The 21,141-nt window shown below is 30.4% G+C and carries 15 protein-coding genes and 1 riboswitch; of the genes, 8 read left to right on the forward strand and 7 right to left on the reverse strand.

Annotated features, from left to right (window positions below):
- Positions 1-219: 219 nt before the first annotated feature.
- Positions 220-1,506, forward strand: a complete 1,287-nt coding sequence (locus KO500_RS07710; RefSeq protein WP_215955942.1) for a GAF domain-containing sensor histidine kinase — start codon at positions 220-222, stop codon at positions 1,504-1,506.
- A gap of 7 nt (positions 1,507-1,513) precedes the next feature.
- On the opposite strand, the gene KO500_RS07715 is transcribed toward KO500_RS07710, so the two are convergent.
- A complete protein-coding gene (locus KO500_RS07715; RefSeq protein ID WP_215955943.1) occupies positions 1,514-2,815 on the reverse strand; it encodes a Na+/H+ antiporter NhaC family protein in 1,302 nt (433 codons plus the stop codon).
- 52 nt (positions 2,816-2,867) lie between these two features.
- Positions 2,868-2,966, reverse strand: a riboswitch (SAM-I-IV-variant riboswitch).
- Between the two features lie 257 nt (positions 2,967-3,223).
- On the opposite strand from KO500_RS07715, the gene KO500_RS07720 reads away from it, so the two are divergent.
- On the forward strand, positions 3,224-5,272 hold the full coding sequence (locus tag KO500_RS07720; RefSeq protein WP_215955944.1) for a tetratricopeptide repeat-containing sensor histidine kinase: 2,049 nt from the start codon (positions 3,224-3,226) through the stop codon (positions 5,270-5,272).
- Between the two features lie 65 nt (positions 5,273-5,337).
- On the opposite strand, the gene KO500_RS07725 is transcribed toward KO500_RS07720, so the two are convergent.
- The gene (locus KO500_RS07725) at positions 5,338-7,083 is read right to left on the reverse strand and encodes a thiamine pyrophosphate-dependent enzyme (protein WP_215955945.1); all 1,746 of its coding nucleotides are present in this window, start codon (positions 7,081-7,083) and stop codon (positions 5,338-5,340) included.
- A gap of 271 nt (positions 7,084-7,354) precedes the next feature.
- On the opposite strand from KO500_RS07725, the gene KO500_RS07730 reads away from it, so the two are divergent.
- The 6 genes from KO500_RS07730 (at position 7,355) to KO500_RS07755 (ending at position 14,480) form a co-directional block, all read left to right on the forward strand.
- Positions 7,355-9,124, forward strand: coding sequence for a leucine-rich repeat domain-containing protein (locus KO500_RS07730; protein WP_215955946.1), 1,770 nt, complete (start codon positions 7,355-7,357; stop codon positions 9,122-9,124).
- Between the two features lie 214 nt (positions 9,125-9,338).
- Complete coding sequence (locus KO500_RS07735) at positions 9,339-9,584, forward strand: hypothetical protein (protein WP_215955947.1); 246 nt, start codon at positions 9,339-9,341, stop codon at positions 9,582-9,584.
- A gap of 154 nt (positions 9,585-9,738) precedes the next feature.
- A complete protein-coding gene (locus KO500_RS07740) occupies positions 9,739-12,114 on the forward strand; it encodes a TonB-dependent receptor (RefSeq protein WP_215955948.1) in 2,376 nt (791 codons plus the stop codon).
- A gap of 26 nt (positions 12,115-12,140) precedes the next feature.
- Complete coding sequence (locus tag KO500_RS07745; protein ID WP_215955949.1) at positions 12,141-12,932, forward strand: DUF4625 domain-containing protein; 792 nt, start codon at positions 12,141-12,143, stop codon at positions 12,930-12,932.
- A gap of 58 nt (positions 12,933-12,990) precedes the next feature.
- Positions 12,991-13,464: a DUF4625 domain-containing protein gene (locus KO500_RS07750; protein WP_215955950.1), complete on the forward strand. Its 474-nt coding sequence runs from the start codon at positions 12,991-12,993 to the stop codon at positions 13,462-13,464.
- A 44-nt stretch (positions 13,465-13,508) separates the two neighbouring features.
- On the forward strand, positions 13,509-14,480 hold the full coding sequence (locus KO500_RS07755) for a DUF4625 domain-containing protein (protein ID WP_215955951.1): 972 nt from the start codon (positions 13,509-13,511) through the stop codon (positions 14,478-14,480).
- A 53-nt stretch (positions 14,481-14,533) separates the two neighbouring features.
- On the opposite strand, the gene KO500_RS07760 is transcribed toward KO500_RS07755, so the two are convergent.
- From KO500_RS07760 to KO500_RS07780, 5 genes are all read right to left on the reverse strand, one after another.
- Positions 14,534-15,874, reverse strand: a complete 1,341-nt coding sequence (locus KO500_RS07760; RefSeq protein WP_215955952.1) for a DUF3526 domain-containing protein — start codon at positions 15,872-15,874, stop codon at positions 14,534-14,536.
- Entirely contained in the window at positions 15,875-17,314 is a 1,440-nt protein-coding gene (locus KO500_RS07765) for an ABC transporter permease (RefSeq protein WP_215955953.1), read from the reverse strand. It lies immediately after the preceding gene.
- Between the two features lie 2 nt (positions 17,315-17,316).
- Positions 17,317-19,803, reverse strand: a complete 2,487-nt coding sequence (locus tag KO500_RS07770; protein WP_215955954.1) for a TonB-dependent receptor domain-containing protein — start codon at positions 19,801-19,803, stop codon at positions 17,317-17,319.
- Positions 19,804-19,805: 2 nt separating this feature from the next.
- Positions 19,806-20,495 carry an ABC transporter ATP-binding protein gene (locus KO500_RS07775; RefSeq protein WP_215955955.1) on the reverse strand — a complete coding sequence of 230 codons (690 nt, stop codon included), beginning with the start codon at positions 20,493-20,495 and terminating at the stop codon, positions 19,806-19,808.
- 210 nt (positions 20,496-20,705) lie between these two features.
- Positions 20,706-20,972, reverse strand: coding sequence for a hypothetical protein (locus KO500_RS07780; protein WP_215955956.1), 267 nt, complete (start codon positions 20,970-20,972; stop codon positions 20,706-20,708).
- Positions 20,973-21,141: the final 169 nt, after the last annotated feature.

Here is a 21,141-nt window from a genome sequence, read left to right on the forward strand (position 1 = left end):
ATATCATTTGAAGTTTCATACTTCAAACGTATACTTTCAGTACAATCTATACGAATATGTAGATCAAAAGCTATTTATTATCTTTAGCTAATTGATCTACCTTTAAGACTTCACTTTTATTAGCTATTTATAATGATAGTTGGTAATTTACTAAAGGTTTTTCTTACTTTCTAGTTTTTTTTGTTGATATTTATTGTATTATATATCAATTGGTTAAAAATGAGTCGGAATTTAAAACAAATTGAAAAAAATAAAATCATTGAAAAACATTTACGCTTTCAAGATTTATTAATAAGTATTTCAACTAAATATATTAATTCAGATTTATCAGATATTGATGCAATAATTCAATCATCATTAAAACAGATTGGGGAGTTTGTAGAAGCAGATAGAAGTTATATTTTTTCATATGATTTTGAGAACAAAACTTCTACTAATACATACGAATGGTGTGCAGCAGGTATTGATGCTGAAATAGATAATTTACAAGAAGTACCCTTAGAATATTTGATGCAGTGGGTTGAAGCTCATGAAAAAGGAGAACCTTTATACATTGATGATGTTAGTTTGTTACCTGATGAAGGTGAACGTTGTTTACGTGGTCTTTTAGAACCTCAAGGTATTAAAAGTTTAATTGCCATTCCTAAAATTAAAAATGATAAACTGATAGGTTTTATTGGTTTTGATTCAGTAAAAAAACTTAAAAAATATTCAGATAATGAGAAAAATATTCTTTTTGTTTACTCTAATATGATAGTAAATATTTTGCAACGTAAAGAACAAGAAGAAATTATAATAGAACAAGAGAAAAATAAAGAAGAACTATTACAGAGTTTATCATTGCAAAACCAAGAATTAAATGACTATGCACATATTGTTTCTCACGATTTAAGAGCACCGCTAATAAATATAAATGCTTTAATTGAATTGTTTATAAAAGGGAATAAAGGTGTTTTAAGTGAAACAGATTTAATACCATTAAATCATATTGTTTTCACTGTCAAAAAAATGGATTCTTTAATAAAAGGAATTCTAGATTACTCTAAAGTAGATAAAATAGAATCAGACGAATCACTTATTGATTTTAATGTAATGTTGGGGGAAATAGCACAAACAGTTCTAATACCAGAAAATATTGTTTTTTCTATTCAAGGTAATTTACCAAGTATATTTGGTAATGAATTACGGTTTAAACAAGTTTTTCAGAATTTAATTCAGAATGCTATTAAGTTTTCCGATAAAGAAAAAGGGCTGATAGAAGTTGGTTTTACAGAAAAAGAAGACCACTATGAGTTTTTTGTAAAAGATAATGGTAAAGGTATAAATGCCAGCCATTTTGATAGTATTTTTCAAAAATTCACCAAACTTGATAGTAAAACGTCTTCTTCAGGCATAGGACTCTCAATTGTGAAGAGAATAATTGACTACTATAAGGGTTCTATTTGGGTGACTAGTGAAGTAGGTGTAGGTAGTACATTTTATTTTACATTTTTTAAAAATAGTTAAATTTTTGTTACTTATTTTTAAATGGTTTAAAACCAATAAATAGTAATGTACAAATAAGTAATAGAAGTAAATACCAAGTATTGAATACTAAGTCAGTATAATTGATTTGTTCTTTAGAGAAACTTAAAATCATTAATACTTGAGCTCCGTAAGGTAATAAGCCTTGAAAAACACAGGCAAAAATATCTAATATAGAAGCTGTTTTTTTGTTGTCAAGCTCATATTCATCATTAATGCTTTTAGCAATCGGACCTGCAATAATAATTGAAACTGTATTATTGGCAATCGCCATATTTATAGTACTTACTAATGTGGCAATACCATATTGAGCAGTTTTTTTATTCTTAATAAGCTTTTTAATATTGATCAATATAAAATCAATACCACCATTTTTCTCAACCAAAGCAGCTAAACCACCAGTTAATAATGATAGTAAAAATATTTCGGTCATATTTGTGAAACCAGTGTAGGCTATTCTGCTAGATTCAATTAAGGTAAAATCACCGTAAGCAAGTCCTAAACCTACAGCTGCTATAGCACCTAAAAGTAATGTTACAAATACATTTATACCTACAATTGAAAGTACAATTACTAATACATAAGGTACAATTTTTACAATAGAATAGGTGTATTCAACAGTGGTTGCGTCTGAAGATTTTAAACCAAAACCTTGAAAAATTAGTATTGCAATAGTTAGTAATGCGGCAGGAACTGCAATTTTTATATTCTGCTTAAACTTATCACTCATTTTACAGCCTAACGTTTGCGTTGCGGCTATTGTTGTATCTGAAATTACCGATAAGTTATCACCAAACATGCTACCACCCAATAAAGCACCACATAAAATGGCTAAATCGGCACTACTTTTATCAGCAAAACTAACAACGATAGGAGCAAGAGCTACAATAGCTCCAACAGATGTACCTGTTGATAATGATAAAAAACCTGCAATAATAAAAATACCTACATATATGTATTGAATAGCAATGTAATCTAAGCCCAAATTTACAATAGCATCGACACTACCAGTTTCTTTGGTTATAGCGGCAAATGCCCCAGCCAGTAAATAGATGAGACACATGGTTAATATTTTATCATCACCACACCCTTTTAATAATGTTGCTATTTTAGAATTTATAGATTGTTTAAACATTAAAAATGCTACGGTAATACCTATAATTACAGCAATTGGTGCAGGTAAAGCATAAAAATCATTTTGATAGATTCCGACACCCAAAAAAGTAAATACAAAAACAAAAAAGGGAATTAATGCAGAAAATTTAGGGGTGATTTTAAGTGTACTAGCCATTTTAATTTATTCAGTTTTAAAAAGAGCATAGTAAAGTAAATATGTAGAAGTATGCGTTAACATTTGTTCCAAATACTTGGCTTATCTATTTAGCACCTTACTCGTTAATGTAGGTTGCTATCTCTTTTTTGTGAGATTCTTGATAATTATTTAAGGCGGCAAAAGTACTATATAAAACTGCTTGGACTACCTTTACAGACGTTAATTTCGATATAAAGTTTATTTAAATAGCTCATTTGGTTTTCAATAAAGCTATTTTTTAGATTAAAATGAATAACTTAATAGCTAAGTAAACTCTTTTTACTTTTTCTAAATTTTATAATATTTATTTTTTGTAGGAAAATAAAACAAAATTTATTCTGTTTTATAGTAGTTATATAATATTCAGAACTTTTTCATTTTAAATAAATGAGCATAAATTTTATTAATGTAGTAGTAAAAATAATGTGTAAAATACTTTTAATTAGTATTTTATGTGTGTGTTCTTTACAATCAGTTCAAGCTCAACAAACTGTTATTGATAGTTTGTCAAACAAATTATCTAGTTTAAGAAATACTGCTAATTTCTTTGAAACTGATACGGTGTATATTAACACCTTAATAAAATATGGGTCTAAACATCGTCATATTAATAAAGACACTCTTATGTCTGTTGCAAAAAAAGTTTTAGAACTGAGTGAAAAAAGTAATTATGATTTTGGAGTTATTAGTTCATACGAACTTCAGGGTCATTTTTATTCGCAACAAGATAAAGACAGTAAAGGCATTTTCTATTATGACAAAGCTTTAGAAGTTTACGAGCAGACTTCAAATAAAGTTCCGAAACAAAAATTATATATACTAAACGCTAAAGCTCAAGAATATGAATACTTGGGCGAATATGCAGAATCATTAAATAGTTTACTGCAAGGTATTGATTTAGCAACCAAACATAATTACAATTATGACCTTACATTATTAAACCAAAATATTGCATACTTATATATTTCTCAAAAATATTATGAACAAGGTTTAGAGTATTATGAAAATTCAATTCTTATAAACGAAAACCTCGGAGATGAACTTTTTAAAGCGGAAACTTTTAGTTGTGTGGCAGATATCTATTTTAAAATGGATAGGTTAGAAGAAGCTATGATTAATGTGGAGAGAAGTATTCCTGTTTTTCGAAAATATCAAAGTTTAAAATGGTTAGCTTATTCGTATGATGTTAAAGGAAAAATTTATTTAAAACAAGAAAAATTTAATACAGCTTTAGAATGGTTTTTTAAAAGTATGTTGCTTCATAATAAAATTGATGATGGAACGGCTAAAATTGATGTTATTAACGGAATAGCACAAGCTTATTTATTATTAAAAAAGGATAGTTTAGCAATTGAAAATGCTTTAAATGCTTATTCAACTTCTAAAAATATAAATTATATTAAAGGAGAAATAACTAGTACAAATATACTATATAAACTTTTTCAGTTAAATAATAATTTTGAGCAAGCCCTTTGGTACCGAGACTTAAATATTAAACTTTCAGATTCTCTATATAGAAATGCAAATAAAAATGGATTAGAGCTTTTAAAAGTTAATCTAGATTACAAAAATGAAAAGGCTTTATTTTTGCGAGAAAATGAAAAAGCACTGGCAAAAAAGAGTTTAGTTATATATATAATATTAACCCTACTTATAATACTTGGTTGTATACTTTTTGTTATCAAAAGAAATAAAAATAAGTACAAACGTTTAAATAAAGTATTAAAACAAAATAGGGAAGAGCTGACCGAGATAAATAATACGAAGAATAAACTTTTTTCAATTGTAGGGCATGACCTAAGAGGGCCTATAGGGTCATTGAAAAGTTTGCTCAATCTGTATTCTGAAAAAATGTTAAGCAAGAGTGAGTTAGATGATTTTATTCCAAAAATAGAAAATAATGTAGATTCTATTTATTTTACCTTAAATAACTTACTCGATTGGGGTAATTCTCAAATGAATGGTTCTTATATAGAGCCTACAAATGTAACGGTAACCAACCTAGTAGAAAGTTCAATAAAATTGTTAACCCCGGCTATAGAAAAAAAAGTAATTAAGGTTAATAATAATATTTCTGAAGATGTTGTTGTTTGGGCAGATAATGATCAAACTGAAGTCGTTATAAGAAACTTACTAAGCAATGCTACAAAATTTACCCCCGAAAAGGGTGAAATATCATTTAATGCAATTGATGATGGTAATTTTTATAAAATTGAAATAAAAGATTCAGGTGTAGGTATGACGAAAGAAATACAAGAAAAAATATTTTTAATGACTTCAAATATTACCACATACGGCACCAATAATGAAAAAGGTACTGGCTTAGGCTTAACCTTGTGTAAAGAGATGATTGAAAAAAACTCAGGTACAATAGGAGTCAAAAGTGTAGTAGGAGAAGGAACAACATTTTATTTTATGCTACCTAAACCAGCCTAAAAAGTAAAAGCTTTAATCTTAATTGGGATTAAAGCTTTTTTTGTATATTTTATGTGATACTTCAATTAATCAAAGTAAGACTGAAGTTCTTTTTTCATGTTTTCCCACTGCGATTTATCACCAGTAATCACTTGACCAACCTCTTTTAATTTAGAGCTCCCAAAACTGAAAGCTTCTTTAATACCTATATGTGGTGGTAATGATAATTCGCCACTATTTACAACGGCATCAATTATAAATGGTTTTGTGCTGTTTTTAGCTTGTTTTATTGCCGCTCCAATATCTTTTGCATGCTCAACTCTAATGCCATCACCACCGCAAAGTTTTGCATATGCAGCAAAATCAACATTTGTTTCATGTAAAGCATCAAGGCTAGCAGCCAAACCAGCTTCTTCCATTTCTAATTTTACAAAACTTAGCTCGCTGTTATTAAAGATTAGAATTTTAACAGGAAGCTCATACCTAACTGCCGTTATAAAATCTTGCATTGCCATATTAAAAGCACCATCACCACTTAAACACCAAATTTCTTTATCAGGGTTCGCAAATTGAGCACCAATGGCAGAAGGCAAGCCAACAGCCATTGATCCGTGATTAAAAGAACCAATCAAACGTCTTTGTTTGTTAAATGAAATATGATGCGCTGCCCAAATAGCAGAAGTTCCTGTTTCAACAGTAAAAATTGCATCATCTGCAGCATATTGATCCACAAAATCTGTAAATATTTGTGGGTGTAAAGGTTCATTTTCGCGAGTAGGAGAGGCCTGCTCTTTCATATTTTTTCTCCAACCTTTAAAGTTACCTCTAAGCTTATCTAAAAATTGAGTATCCTCTTTTTGTTCTATTTTAGGATTTAGCATTGCTAAAAATGATGAAATGTCACTCCAAACTCCTAAATCTACAGAGGTTCTATTCCCAATATTTTCTTGTCTTATATCAACTTGTATTGTTTTGGTATCGTGTGGTAAAAATTGAATGTATGGAAAATCAGTTCCTAGCATTAATAATAAATCACATTTCATAACCGCATTATAACCTGACGGATTCCCGATTAATCCAGTAAGCCCAACTACATTGTCCGTATCATGATCAAATATATCACTTGCGCGTAAGCTGTGCGTAATTGGGGCATTTAGTTTTTTAGCCAATGTTAGTACAGCTTCTCTACTTTCACGACACCCATCTCCAGCTAGAATACCTACTGTTTTTGCATTGTTCAATAGAGAAGAAGCTTCTTGCACTGTAGTTTCGTCAGGAACTAAGAGTGAATTATATTTCTTAATAGGATGAATAAATTCTTGGCTGTCCGCTTTCATTTCAGCAACGTTTGCAGGTAATTCAATTCTACATACCGCGTTATTGGCTAAAGCAATTTTAATAGCACGTTGTATTACCATAGGTGCCTGCTCAGGAGTTTCAATTACTGCTTGATAGTCACAAACATCATCAAATACTTTTTTTAAATCTACTTCTTGAAAATAGGAAGTACCTTGTTGTTTTTGATTTATTTGCCCTGTAATAGCAATAAGTGGTGTTCGTTCTTTTTTAGAATTGTATAAGCCATTGATTAAATGCAATGCACCCGGACCAACGGTACCTGCACAAACACCTAATTTACCTGAAGTTTGACTTTGACCAAAGGCAGCAAAAGATGCATTTCCCTCGTGTTTCATTCCTATCCAACTAACATCATCACGTTCTTCAATTGCTTTAACAAAAAAGTTTAAAGCATCACCAGTAACACCATACACACGTTCTACACCAACATTCACTAGAATATCTAATAGCTGTTCAGATACATTTTGAGACATAATATTTATTTTAAATGATTTATATATGCATTACCAAATTTTAAAAATTTGATATTAGCTTAATACTTACTTGGTATAGGTTGCGTTATGCTATAAAAGGGGCTGTATATTATTAATATATACTTATTGCATTGCAAGCTATCACTATTTAATAATGACAATTACCTCATTTAAATTGAATATTATCTTAGATGTAATATTTCAGATAAAATTATCTTAGTATTGATTTATTTACTCGATTATATCTAAACATAATTTAACTTAACTAACAATGGCTTTTCAATCTGATGATTCATACGTTTTAAATCTCTCTAATCAATCATTAAGAGAAGTTCCAAGAAGTATATTAAACAATTTACATTTACGAGAACTTGATTTAAGTAAAAACGAATTAACAGAACTGCCAAGCTTTATTACAGAATTAAAGTTTTTACAGGTTCTAAACTTAAAGAATAATAGCTTTAAGATTGCTCCAGAATTAATTGCGGAATTTAGGTATTTGAAAACTTTAATTGTTTCTAAAAATGAGATTGAACTTCTACCAAAATCATATAGCAACTTAACCAATATAGAGACACTAAAAATTAGTAGTAATCCTTTAATAGAATTGCCACAATGGTTAGACAAATTACCTGCTTTGAAAACCCTTAATATTAATAATTTAGATTTAAAACATTTTCCAGAAGTTGTATTGCGTATACCGTATTTAGAAGCACTTTCCTTAGACTCTAATTATTTAACACAACTACCAGAAAACATTGAGAAATTAAAATATTTAAGAAAATTAAACATTGAGGCCAATGAACTAAAAGATAATTTTGGAAATATTTGCAAGCTCAATAAATTAGAAGAAATCAATCTTAGTTATAATGATTTAACGCAATTTCCAGAATGTTTAGCCAAATTTGAAAACCTCATTCACCTTGATATTAGTTCAAATTACATAAATACTTTACCCGATTCTATTGAGCAATTAAATAAGCTTAGTGTACTTAAAATAGATGATAATGAACTTACAGTTCTTCCAGATTCATTTTATAAAATAGCAAGTTCAATATCTAAAGTAAAATTATTAGATAATCCTTTTACTGATGAGACAAAGGTTTTGATTAAAAAAGAATTTCCAAAAATTACTGAAGCTGATTTAGAGTGTGAAAATTTTATTAATCATATGCCAAACACAGAGTTAAAGCCTGCAATAGAAAATGAAGATTCAACCACCGAAAATAAAATTTATAAAGGATGGGTATCAGCAAACCCATTACTTACATTGTTTATTATTTGTATTGGGATAATTGTTTTTCTTATTTTGGTTTTACCCTCTAGAAGAGACCCTGAAACTAAAGCATATAATTTAAACGTAGAAGAATATAACAAAGTAGTTAAACTGTATAATGAGAACAAAAATAAAGTGCTAGATAATAATAGCTTTATATATGTTTATACAAATGATACTACACTTTTAAAAGCTAGTGTTTCAGCAGCTATTAACGTAGATGATTATAAAAATCCTTGGGTACCTCCTTCTTCTAATTTGGCGTCTGAAACTAACGAACTTTCTAACTTTTTAAATGATAAAAGTATTGGTTATCATACTGTAATTGATAATGGAAGAGTAGAACTACTTCAAGGAAAATTATTTGACTCCATATTTCCAAGAGCAACTATAAAAAAATATAGTCTTTTAGTTGATTATAAAATGAATGAAAAAGAGAAGGAATATAAAAAAGAGAATATAAAAAAGAATCCATACTTTGAAGGTATTACAAAGGATACAGTATACAATACACAAAAAATAGTTTTAACTGCAGAGGAACTAGCTAATAAAGAGTTAGATTCGGGGCTTAATGTTATTTTTTCTCCAAATATTGATTTAGATAATATAGATTATCATTATTATTTTTCTCCGTATGATAATAATTACTCTAAAAAAGAATTTGAAAAAGCAATTGAACATTTTAAATTAATGTACTTAAAAAATCATAGAAACAAAGATTTGGGCAAAATAATTAAATTGGAATTTCAAAATAATAGAGAATAATATTTCTTTGGTGGTTTTACTGATAGTTATTTAGTTTGATCAACTGAATAAGAATGGCAAATATTCTAATGCAACTTAGTTGCATTATGGGTAAAAAGGTAATATATTCGCAAAATATTTTTGAAGGAATTTACCTAACATCGTTTTCGTTAAAATGAATAGTAGTCATTTAAGAAGAAATAGTAGTTATTTATTTCTTGTTCTTTTTCTAATCATGAAATTGACAAGTCTACATGCGCTTTCCCATATTGAAGGAGAGGAACGTGATGCTTGTGGTATTTGTGATTATGCGTTGGTTTTAAACTCAATTCCAGCAGTTTCTACGCATTCAGGTGATTTTCAAATAGAAAATATTGAATTTGTTATTCAAACTGAGGTAACCAATAACTACAATTTTATTGTTTCTAAAACAATTTTTGACAGAGAACTGCTCTCTAGACCTCCTCCTTCAATAGTATAAAATCCTTATACATTTAACTTGTAAAAAAATAGGTTGTTATAAACGTCAATTACATAAAACTAAATGTACTTGTAGTAAAACTGTTGTAACAATTAATGTGTAGGTATTCTAAAAAATCTTTTCAAAGATTACTAACTCATTCATAGTACAATTCATGTCTCATAAAATACTGAGTATATGGCTAATTTTTGGCCTATGCTCAACAGTGCTTGCTCAAAATTCTTTTCAAATAAAAGGCGTTGTAAAACATGCAAATGATTTAACACCTGCAGTAGGTGCAACAATTGTTGGTGAAAACCTGTATACCTTTTCATCAGATACTGGTGCTTTTACCATAAACAATCTATCTAAAGCCAAATACACTTTTACCATATCTCATATTGGTTGTGAACCTAAAACTATTTCGGTTGCTGTAGGACCAAATATGAAAGAATTGAATGTTTACTTGAGTGAAGACGCTACTGTTCTTGAAGAAGTAAAAGTTAATGCAAAAACAAGCGAAAGGGAGGTAATGGAAACTCCAATAGTCACACAAACCGTCTCTAAAGAATTTCTAGACCAAAATAGGGAAAATACGCTAATGCAAACATTAAGTAAGGTTGCGGGAGTAAGTACAATAAATATTGGTTCAGGGCAATCTAAACCTGTAATTCGCGGCTTAGGTTTTAACAGGGTTGCCGTAGTACAAAATGGAATAAAGCATGAAGCACAACAGTGGGGTAATGACCACGGACTAGAAATTGACCAGCACGGTATTGAAAACATACAAATTATTAAAGGTCCAGCTTCTTTATTATACGGGTCTGATGCCATTGCAGGTGTGGTAGATATACAACCAAATAAAATTCCACAACCTAATTCTTTTGCAGGAGAAGTAAATATTATAGGAGAAAGTAACAATGATTTATTGGGTGTTTCCGCAGGTGTGACCACAAGAAAAGATAAATGGTTTTATCGTGGACGATTAACGTACAGAGATTACGGGGATTATAAAGTACCAACAGATCAAATCAATTATGAAAATTATGTATTTGAATTACATGAAAATAACTTGAGAAATACAGCAGGAAACGAAGCAGATGCAAGTTTGGGTATTGGTTTTATTTCTGATGGTATAAAAACTGAAACAGTATTTAGTAATGTAAATGCCAAAAACGGATTCTTTGCAAATGCTCATGGTTTAGAGGTAAGATCATCTAGTATAGATTATGATAGTTCTAATAGAGATATAGATCTTCCTTATCACAAGGTAAACCATTTTAAAATTACGAACAATACGGCAATAAAAATTGGAGATCATAACCTGCAAATTGACCTAGGTTACCAGAATAATAATAGAGAAGAACATTCAGAGCCTGTTCCTCATGGGTATATGCCGACACCTTCAAATACCAAAGAAAGATCATTTATAAAAAACACTTATTCGTTAAACTTTCGTGACGCTTTTAAACCCACAGATCAGCATGATATTGTGGTTGGTTTAAATACGGAATACCAGAATAACAATATTGGCGGATGGGGGTTTTTAATTCCGGAATACAACCGTTTTACCGTTGGTGTTTTTGCGTATGATCAGTTTGAAGTTAATTCTAACTTCCATGTATTGGCGGGTTTTCGATATGATGTAGGTAGCGTAGCTACCAAGGCATATTTTGACTGGTATCAGTCCACAGTAAATAACGATGATGGTTCAACATCATACATATACCTGCAAAGGTCTCAAGACAAAACTCTTAATTTCGGAAGCCTTAGTACTTCTTTAGGGCTTAGTTACATTAAAAATAAAACAAGTTACAAAGTTAATATAGGTAGAAGTTTTAGAATGCCTTTAGCAAACGAACTGGCATCAGATGGTGTCAATTATCATATGTATCGGTACGAACAAGGAAATATCGATTTAGATCCAGAAATATCGTATCAGCTTGATTTAGCTGTAGACCACACTAAAAAATCATTTAGTATAGGTGTGAGTCCGTTTATAAATATTTTTCAAAATTATATTTACTTAAATCCGACATCAAATTATTACGAAACCATACAAATTTATGAATATACACAAGCTAAGGTTTTTAGGATAGGTGGTGAGTTTAATACAAGTACCACAATTTTAAAAAAATTTCAGATAGATGCTTCAGTTGAATATGTGTATTCAAGACAAACTAGTGGAGCAAAAGAAGGATTTACGCTACCGTTTTCTCCACCCTTATCTAGTTTGCTATCTGCAAAATATCAATTTAATAAACTGCTATTTTTTAATAATCCTCAATTTATTGCAGATTATAGAATTACGGCAGCTCAAGAAGAGATTGTGCCACCAGAAGAAAAAACAGATGGCTATCAGGTATTAAATATGTCTTTTTTAACAGAAATAGATGTGTTCACAAATAATTTACCGCTAGAAATGCGTATAAAACTTAATAACGTATTTGACACTAAATATTTTAATCATACTAGTTTTTATAGGCTAATAGATGTACCAGAAGCTGGTAGAAATATATCATTATCAATAACAATTCCTTTTAAAAAATAACTAATAATTAATTAAATTTTAATCAAATGAAAACAACAATTATGAAATCAACTTTTAATTTTTTTGCAATCATTGCATCTGCATCACTCTTTTTACAATCGTGTAGTAGTGATGATGATGATTCTGACAGCCTAATTGCACCTGTTATTTCTAGCTTTGAATATGGAGAAGGAAGTACACATTCAACAGAACAAGTAGCTTATAAAGGCTCAGATATTCATTTAGAAGCAGAAATTACTGCTGAAGCTACCGTAAGTAGCATTACGCTTTCTATTCATTCACATGATTTAACACCTGCAGATGATGAAGTAGAATGGGAATTTGAACAAGTATTTACAGATGCTGATTACTTAGTAATTAATCCAACTTTTCATGAGCATATTGACGTGCCAACTGATATTCCTTCAGGGGAATACCACATAGAGTTATTGGTTACTGACGAATTAGGGAATAGTACAGAATTTGAAGGATACCTTCAAATTTTAGATGTAATTACATTAAGTGATATTTCTATTGATGAAACCGTAATTAGAGGTAATGATTTTCATACTGAATTTATGATAACTGCTGTTAATGGTATTCATAGTATTACTGTTGATATTCATGCTCACGACCTTACTGTTGCAGAAGGAGAAGAAGAGTGGGATTATGAAGAAGAGTTTTTAGATGGTTACCATGAAGAAACTGAAGTAGAATTCCACGAACATATTGATGTTCCTACTACTACACCTGCTGGCGAGTATCATATAGTTTTTACTGTTGAAGATGAAGATGGTAATACTGAAGAATATGAGACGTATATTGATGTTACTGCTTAAATTATTATAACACCGCACAGTATTTTTTAAGTATTGTGCGGTTTTAAAACAAGATTGTATGAAAATTAAACTAAGATATTTCTATTTTTTGTTATTAACACTAATAGTTGCGTGTTCTAGTGATGATGTAGGTATAGATGAAGAAAAACCAACCATTAGTATTGATTATGCAGACGGATTTCCGCAAGGTTGCTCTGAATTAACAAGAGGCGAAACGTATAGTTTTAGAGCACAGACAACAGACAATTTATCGCTAGCTTCTTACAGTATTGATATTCATCATAATTTTGATCACCACACACACGATGATCAGGTTGGTGATTGCTCTCTAGAGGATATAAAAACCGCTGTAAATCCATTAATATTTATAGAAAACTACACTATTGATGAGGGTGGAACTACTTATGAAATAAATGTAAGCATTACAATTCCAGATGATGTTGATACAGGTGATTATCACTGTGCATATTCTGTTACAGATGCTACAGGTTGGCAATCTAGAACATCAATAGATATAAAAATTATTGAGTAAAAAAACAGCTAATTTCTTTTAAAAAAACACACTAATTATTTAAAATGAATTTTAAAATAAACTTTTATAATAGGTTGCATTTTATAGTAATGCCTACATTTTTATTAATGCTATTATTTACATCATGTTCTAGTGATGAAGAAGGTGATGAAACCATTTTAATGGCACCCACCATTTCTGAAGTTGAAGTTGGTCTTTATGATAATGAACTAGGTGTTGTTGGAGAAGATTTTCACTTTAATGCAGAATTTTTAGCGGGTGATTTATTAGATATGGTTACGATAAACATTGAGCAAAGAGCTGGAGAAACGTATTCATCAGATTGGTCTTTTGAAATGGTTTGGGATAAATATCAAGGTTTAAAAAATGCTACTATGCATCAGCATTTTGATATACCAGCAGAAGCTCCAAAAGGGGTTTATGATTTTGTAATAACTGTTACAGACCAAAACGGAACATTTCTAGAAGAAGTAAGAAACATTGAGTTAATTGATGCTGAAGATTACCCTGAAGTAAATCCACATCTAAGTGTTTTTGGTGTAGATAAAATAAACGATGAAGGTGTAGGTGGATTTAATAATTTTTACAATAATGGTGAATATCAAAATCCAGAGGGATCATATTTTGCTGTAAATGAGTCTATTTGGTCTGCAATACAAATAGGGAGTATTAAAGGTGATGGTATTATGTATGGCTTATTAATTAAAAAGAGTTTCAATCATAAACCTGAAAGTATTGAGGAAATTGATTTTTCTAAAGCTATTGTAACTGAAGTTGTTTCTCATTATGACGAAGAAGAACTTATAACTTTAAAAAATAATAGAGATACAGGTCATTGGAATTATGGTGTTGCTTTAACTATTGGTGCTGAAGAAGATAATTTAACAACTCCAAATCCAATAACTGATGCAAAAGCTTGGGAAAGTGGTACATATTATTACGGAGTTGTTTACACTAATATCTCATATAGTAGAAGCGTATTTTACTATATAGAATTTGATATTATAATGGAATAGCTTACTAATATTTAAAATAAGGGCTAGATAATCATCTAGCCCTTGTTTTTTATCTATAACTTTCTCAAATTAACTAATGAGAAAATAGCAATCAATACTGTAAAAAGTAATATTGGTAGTATTAAACGTAACCAATCAATATGCAGTTCTGATTCGTAAAACTTAGCTTCATAATTTTCTAAACCTACACTATCAGAGGATTTGTTATCAAATATTGAATTATAAAAACCTTCACGTAAATTTTTATGAAATTCAGTTAGGGCTTTTAAAAAACCTAAATGACTTACCATATCCGTACTTGCAAGTGTATTAAAGCTTAATTGTACATGCATGGTCGGTACAAATAGTGCTATTTTTTCACTAACGGTATTTCTCAACATAATTTTCTCAGTCATTTCTGCACTGGTATCTTTTGCTTCAAAATCTCCCATAAATTGCATTCCGTAATACCAAATCCAACTGAACTGATCTTCAGCAACTTCATAATTTTTATATTGCGGATAAGTTTTAAAAAAATCGGTCATGGTTGCATCTTTTTCTAAATCCCATTTTTCATGATATCCATCTCTTTGCTCTACCATTGCATCTAAAGCTTCAGGTATTTGGTAGGTATTAATTACATAATTATTTACCAAAGCAGGTAATAAAATAGTCAATACAACCCAAATAGAGATTAATGCTAATGCATTGAAACTAGAGTTTTTTTGTAAAGAGACCATCCAAAAACTAAGGGCACTCCAAAACAAAAGATACAGTACACTTTGTATGAATATTCCCCCAAAATTTTGATTCAGTGGTATTTGTAAAATTGCACTTGCAAAAAATAGCAAGAACAACAATACTCCAAATACAAAGAAAAATCTAACCACTAATTTTTTAAATAAAAATTGTGCTTTAGATGAGGTTTGCGCAGCGAGTATGCGCCATGTTCCTAATTCCTTTTCTTCAGAATATAAATTAAAAGTCATGGCAATTAATACTAGTGGAAATAGGTAAATAATTACAAACCCTAAATCTAAATTACCAGACATTAACAGTGATGGATTCTCAAAATCATTGTCGTATTTTTGTGCTTCTAACGCACGAATGGTTACTGACTGTAATAACGGATTTATATCACTCTGACCTATAGATATTGCACTAATATTTTCAGGTTTTTTAATTAATGTAAATCGTAAATAATACAAAAGTAGGCCTAAATCTTCACTATGATACTCTAGGTTCTTGTTGATGCTTTCTTCTTGAAATACCTGAGCAGCTGCAATTGTTTTTTCTTGCTTTATCAAATACTGCTTGCCAATAAATATGCTTATAATTCCAACAGTTAGCAATAAAATAAGACTAACCATAAAAATTTTTGTTCTAAAAAATGATTTAAATAATAAACTATACATCTATATGGCTTTTAGGTTAGTTGATAATCGTAAGAGCCCGAAAACAGCTAATATGCTCCATAATAGCAATGCAATTAATGAGATCAGCTCATTTTTAAACACATCAGAAATACTTAAAAAATGGTATTCAAAGGGCGGAAATTGTTTCCAGTAATCATTTGAAATTTTGTCAGGACCAGCTTTGCCTTTATTTGGGATTAACTCCATCTGTAATCTATTCATTTCTTGCGCTAAGTTGAATCGATAGGCTTCTGCTTTATCTTTAAAATGAAGGAAAGACTGAAAATCTGTACCTGAGAATGCCATAGATAAATTCTTTATAGCACTATACGGATTAACAAAGGCAGAATAACGTTCTAAATTATTCTGCTTTTCATATACATTATAAAGCTTGGTTTGATGCTTTAAATACACAGCAGCACTTAAAGCTTCTCCTTTAGACATTACGAAACCTCCATAATTAAAAGGTAAATCAGCAACATCTTTGACGTTATTACTAAGTAATACAGAATCTTGCAATGCTTTAAAATGTGGATCATCGGGGTTGTGGCTATCACCTAATTGCATTAAATCATGCTCTACCGCTGTTTCCATTTCTATTTTTGAAGGTGTAGGATATAAGTAAAATCCCATTGCTTGCAATGATTTTGGTACAATTATCACAAATAACAACCAAATACCTAATAGTTTTATCAAAGCACTTTTAGCAGTTATGCTAAAGGCAGAAACTAAAATGGTAATTGCACTCAAAACTCCAAAAAATAATAGGTATGAAATTAGTAAAACAAGATATCTAAATAAGCTATCAAAATACATGCTATTGTGAGATTCTAGAAATACAAAAAATAATAGAACTAGAAAAATAGCCACTAAAAAAATTAAAGACAGACCCCATAATCCTAACCATTTTCCAAAAACAATTTCTTTTCGACTAACTCCTTGTCCTATTAAAAGTTTTAAAGTGCCATTCTCCCTTTCTTGCGCTATGGTTGCAAATCCTAAATAGAATAGGAGTAGTGGTACAATTACTTTTAATAACATAGCCAAACTCACTTCTCCAAATCGTAATAAACCTGTAGACATACTTGCTTCAGAAAAATTAACGGTATTTTGTTTGTGTGCTTCTAAAAAAACAGCATTACCAACAAAGTTTTCCATTCCTAAATCAAAAACACTTAATACGTGTTTTAATCGCAAAGCAAAAGATCCATAATGTGCCATTCGGTGTGGGTGCTTATCGGGGTTATTCTCCCAACTGTCTTGCACTTCATCTTGAATTTCATCTCGGGTTAAATTCTGGTCATGGTAATTTTCCCAACCACTATAAGCAGAAAAAATCAATAAAAAAAGAATTAATATTGATGCAATTAACATCACTTTAGATCTAAAAGCATCTTGCCATAACTGCCTTGCTAATAAATTAATTACGTTTTTTCTCATAATTAAAATTTATAGGTTGCATTTAATAATACATTTCTTGGTGTTCCAGGAGCCAATCTATATGCATTTAAAGCACCTAACCAATAGGTTTTATCAAATAAGTTATTCACTTTTAAAGTCAATTGAATATTAGCACTTGCAGGTTTGTAATAAATAGCACCATCAAAAACAGTATATTCTGGTAGTAACAAACGATCAGCATACCAAGAATATTTATCTCCGCTATATTGAACACCTAAACCAACACCTATACCTTTTAGTGTTGTGCTTGTAAAGTCATATTTACCCCAAAGATTAGCACTATGCTTAGGAGTACCTCCAATACGTTCGCCAATTAAGGTTTCATCTTCATCTTCAATAATTTCAGCATCGGTAAAGCCGTATGAAGCTACTATTTGAAAATTTGGTGTTACATATCCTGAAAAATCAGTTTCAAAACCTCTACTACGTTGCTCTCCTCTGGTTGTTAAATTTTCTAAGTCATAAGTGTCACCAATTAATAAATTCTTTTGAGTGATATCAAAAATGGCTAAATTCATAACTACTTTACCGTTTAAAAATTCACCTTTCGCACCTATTTCTTTTAAGCTACTTTCTAAAGGGTCAAAAGAACCTGGTGATGCAGCCCAGAAGAATCCTTCTGTAGCGGGCGATAATGATACCGTATTTGTTTGCGGTTGAAAACCTTCTAAATACGTGGCATAAGCACTAATATTATCGGTAACCTCATAAGTTAAACCTAACCTAGGTATAAAGGCTGTATTCTTAAATTCTTCCTCGTCACCGGTGTAATCAAAAATATCAGAAAACCACTCATATCTTAAATTAAGTAACGCTGAAAACTTTCCAATTTTAACTTGATCTTGGATATAAATACCGCCTGAAGTAGATAGGTTTGCAGGTATTTCAAATTCTGAAATGGTATAATCTTTAGTAACTCGAATTCCATTACTTGGATCTTCTAAATCAAAATGGGCAACGTTAGGTACTGGCATCGTAACACCATCAATTTCCATAGTTTGGAACTCATCTGCTTCATCAACACTAAAGCTTGAAACACTACCATCTAATTTTAAATAACGTCTTGCAGAATTTTGTCCGCCACCAATGGTACGTTCCCAACGCGTAGCATCATAACCAACTAAAATTTTATTTGTAATTTCTTCTCCTTCTATATCAAAGTTGAAAAAAGCACTAAAGTTATCTGTATCCCAAAATTGCTCACGCTCTACATATCGCATAGCCGCTAAAGTTGGTATTTCATTTCCATCAATATCAACTGCAGCAGTATTTTCGGTTCTATGTTCAGCTAAATCTTCTTGCCAAGTTTGCTTCATGTATGTAGCATTAAAACCAAAATTATCAGTGAATTTTTTTGTGAAGTTGGTCATCATCACTAATTCTTTTGATTCAAAATAATCATTAGAAGCACCAACGTTTAATGAAATTGGAGTGCTATTTAAATCAAATTCACCATTAATACTACCAAAAATAGGTTGTCCTCTATCTAAGTTTCCAACCCCGTTACTGTATATCATTTCTACATTAAGAGCAGTAGTTTCGTTGGGTACATAAGTGAATGATGGTGTTATCAAAAAGGCATTATTTTTTACTAAATCACGAAAAGAATTTGCTTCTTGAAAAGCGGCATTAAAACGGTATAATAATGTTTTAGATTCGTTTAATGGACCTGTAAAATCTGCAGTAGCTCGTAATGTACCAAAACTACCTGTTGAAGCAGAAACTTCACTTCTTTTTTCTGTTAAAGGCTTTTTGGTCACCATATTTACAGTTCCTCCCGGGTCGGCACTAGAAAAAGTTACTGATGAAGGCCCTTTTATTACCTCTACACGCTCTATATGTGAAGTAATTGGTTGTAAAAAATAATATTGACGAGTACGCATTCCATTTAATATTTGCCCATCATCGGCTTGCGTTATCCCACGAATATTGTAATGATTGTATAAGCCTGTTACGGTAACATTACTTACTGTTTTAACTGCGTCAGCCAATTGAAAAGCTTGACGATCAGCAATAAGTTCTTTCGTAACTGTAGTAATTGCCTGTGGTAGCTCTTTGTTTTTTATAGCTATTTTAGTTGCAGAAAATGAATAATCACTATTATAATCTGTTCGGGCTCTTCCAATTACTTCTACAGATTGTAGGTATTCAACATTTTCTTCCAAAATTAATTCGCCTAAATTATATGCTTGAACTTGATCAAAAGTTTTTTTAAAATTTATGACCTTCATTCCTACGTGTTTTACGCTAATTAAATAATTACCTGTTTCAGGTAGGTCTATTGTAAAATTCCCATTTTCATCGGCAACAGTACCCTTATTACTTTTTACACTGTTATTTGTATAGGTTACAGTAGCGCCTAAAATAGGCTGTTTATCTATGTCAACTACTTTACCTGTAACCGAAATTTGGGCAAGTGAAGTATGAACCGATAATACTAATACTATGATAATAATATAATTTTTCATTTTTAAATTGTTTCTAGGTAAAGTTGATTTAATTGTCCTGCATCAATATCACTGGCTTTTAGTTGTTGTACTAAAACACCGTCATTCATAATTCCTATAGTAGTTGCTAATTCTACTGCGTTAAAAATATCATGCGTAGCCATAAAAATTATTTTCCCCATAGCAGCTAGTTCTTTACAGATAGTAGTGAATTCAGCTGTTGCTTTAGGGTCTAAACCTGAAGTAGGTTCATCCATAAAAATTACTTCCGCATTTTTAGCCAATGCTATTGCAATACCTACTTTTTGTCGCATTCCTTTGGAATATGATGATAGTCTTTTGTGCTGTGCATCTGTTTGTAGTCCTGTTTTTGTTAATATAGTTTCTAACTCAGCTGTAGTGCATTTAAAGCCAGCAAGACGACTAAAAAAATCTAAATTTTCTACACCACTAAGGTTACCATATAACTGAACAGTTTCAGGTATATAAGCGGTTAGTTTATTGATATTGTGTTTGTCAATTTCTTTATCACCAACAAAAGCTTGACCGCTATCCATTTTTATGAAACCTAAAAAGATATTTATAGTTGTTGTTTTTCCTGCTCCATTTTGTCCTAATAGGCAAAAAATTTCTCCTTTTGAAACATCAAAAGAAACACTCTTCAAGGCTGTTTTTCCCTGGTAAGATTTACTTATGTTTATTGCTTTTAGCATAAGATTAGTATATTAAATTTTATTTTTATGTACTTATGCTGCTAACTATTGTGTACCAATAATTAGCAGTTAAATTTTATGAAGATATAACCCGTATAGAATCAATCTATTGGTTTGTAGTTACTTACAAAATCATTTTAAAACCTTGTAAACAGCGTAATATACCTATCCCTTAAAAATAGAGCAGGTAGTATCTTTATACAAAATGGGTTATGAAAATAGAGGTGGAGGTCTAGTATAGAGGTAACTAGATAAATGTTTTGGATTAAAAACAATAAAGTACTCTAAAGTATTTTTTTCAGAGTCCGTTTTACAAAAATCTCTTTGAGGTATTGCAGGTGTTTCTGTTTTTAATATAGGAGTAAAACTAACTGCAGTCGTAAGATGACAAATTTCACAGTGTTGTAGATCTGTATCATCATTATCATTTAAGTGTATAAATGCATGTAAGCCAGCAACCTTGAATATTAAAATCAAGATTACATAAAATAAAGCTATATTTTGCTTAAAGTTTTTAAACACGAGCGTAAATATATAATAACATTTATTTTTTAAAAGGTATTTATATTTTTTTTAAAAGTGTTTTCCAAAACTACTTTTAATTTTATTACCTACATTATTTTGACCAAATCCCCAAAATTGCTAT

Origin of the sequence: Cellulophaga baltica, from assembly GCF_018861125.1 — a bacterium.
Lineage (GTDB): Bacteria > Bacteroidota > Bacteroidia > Flavobacteriales > Flavobacteriaceae > Cellulophaga > Cellulophaga baltica_A.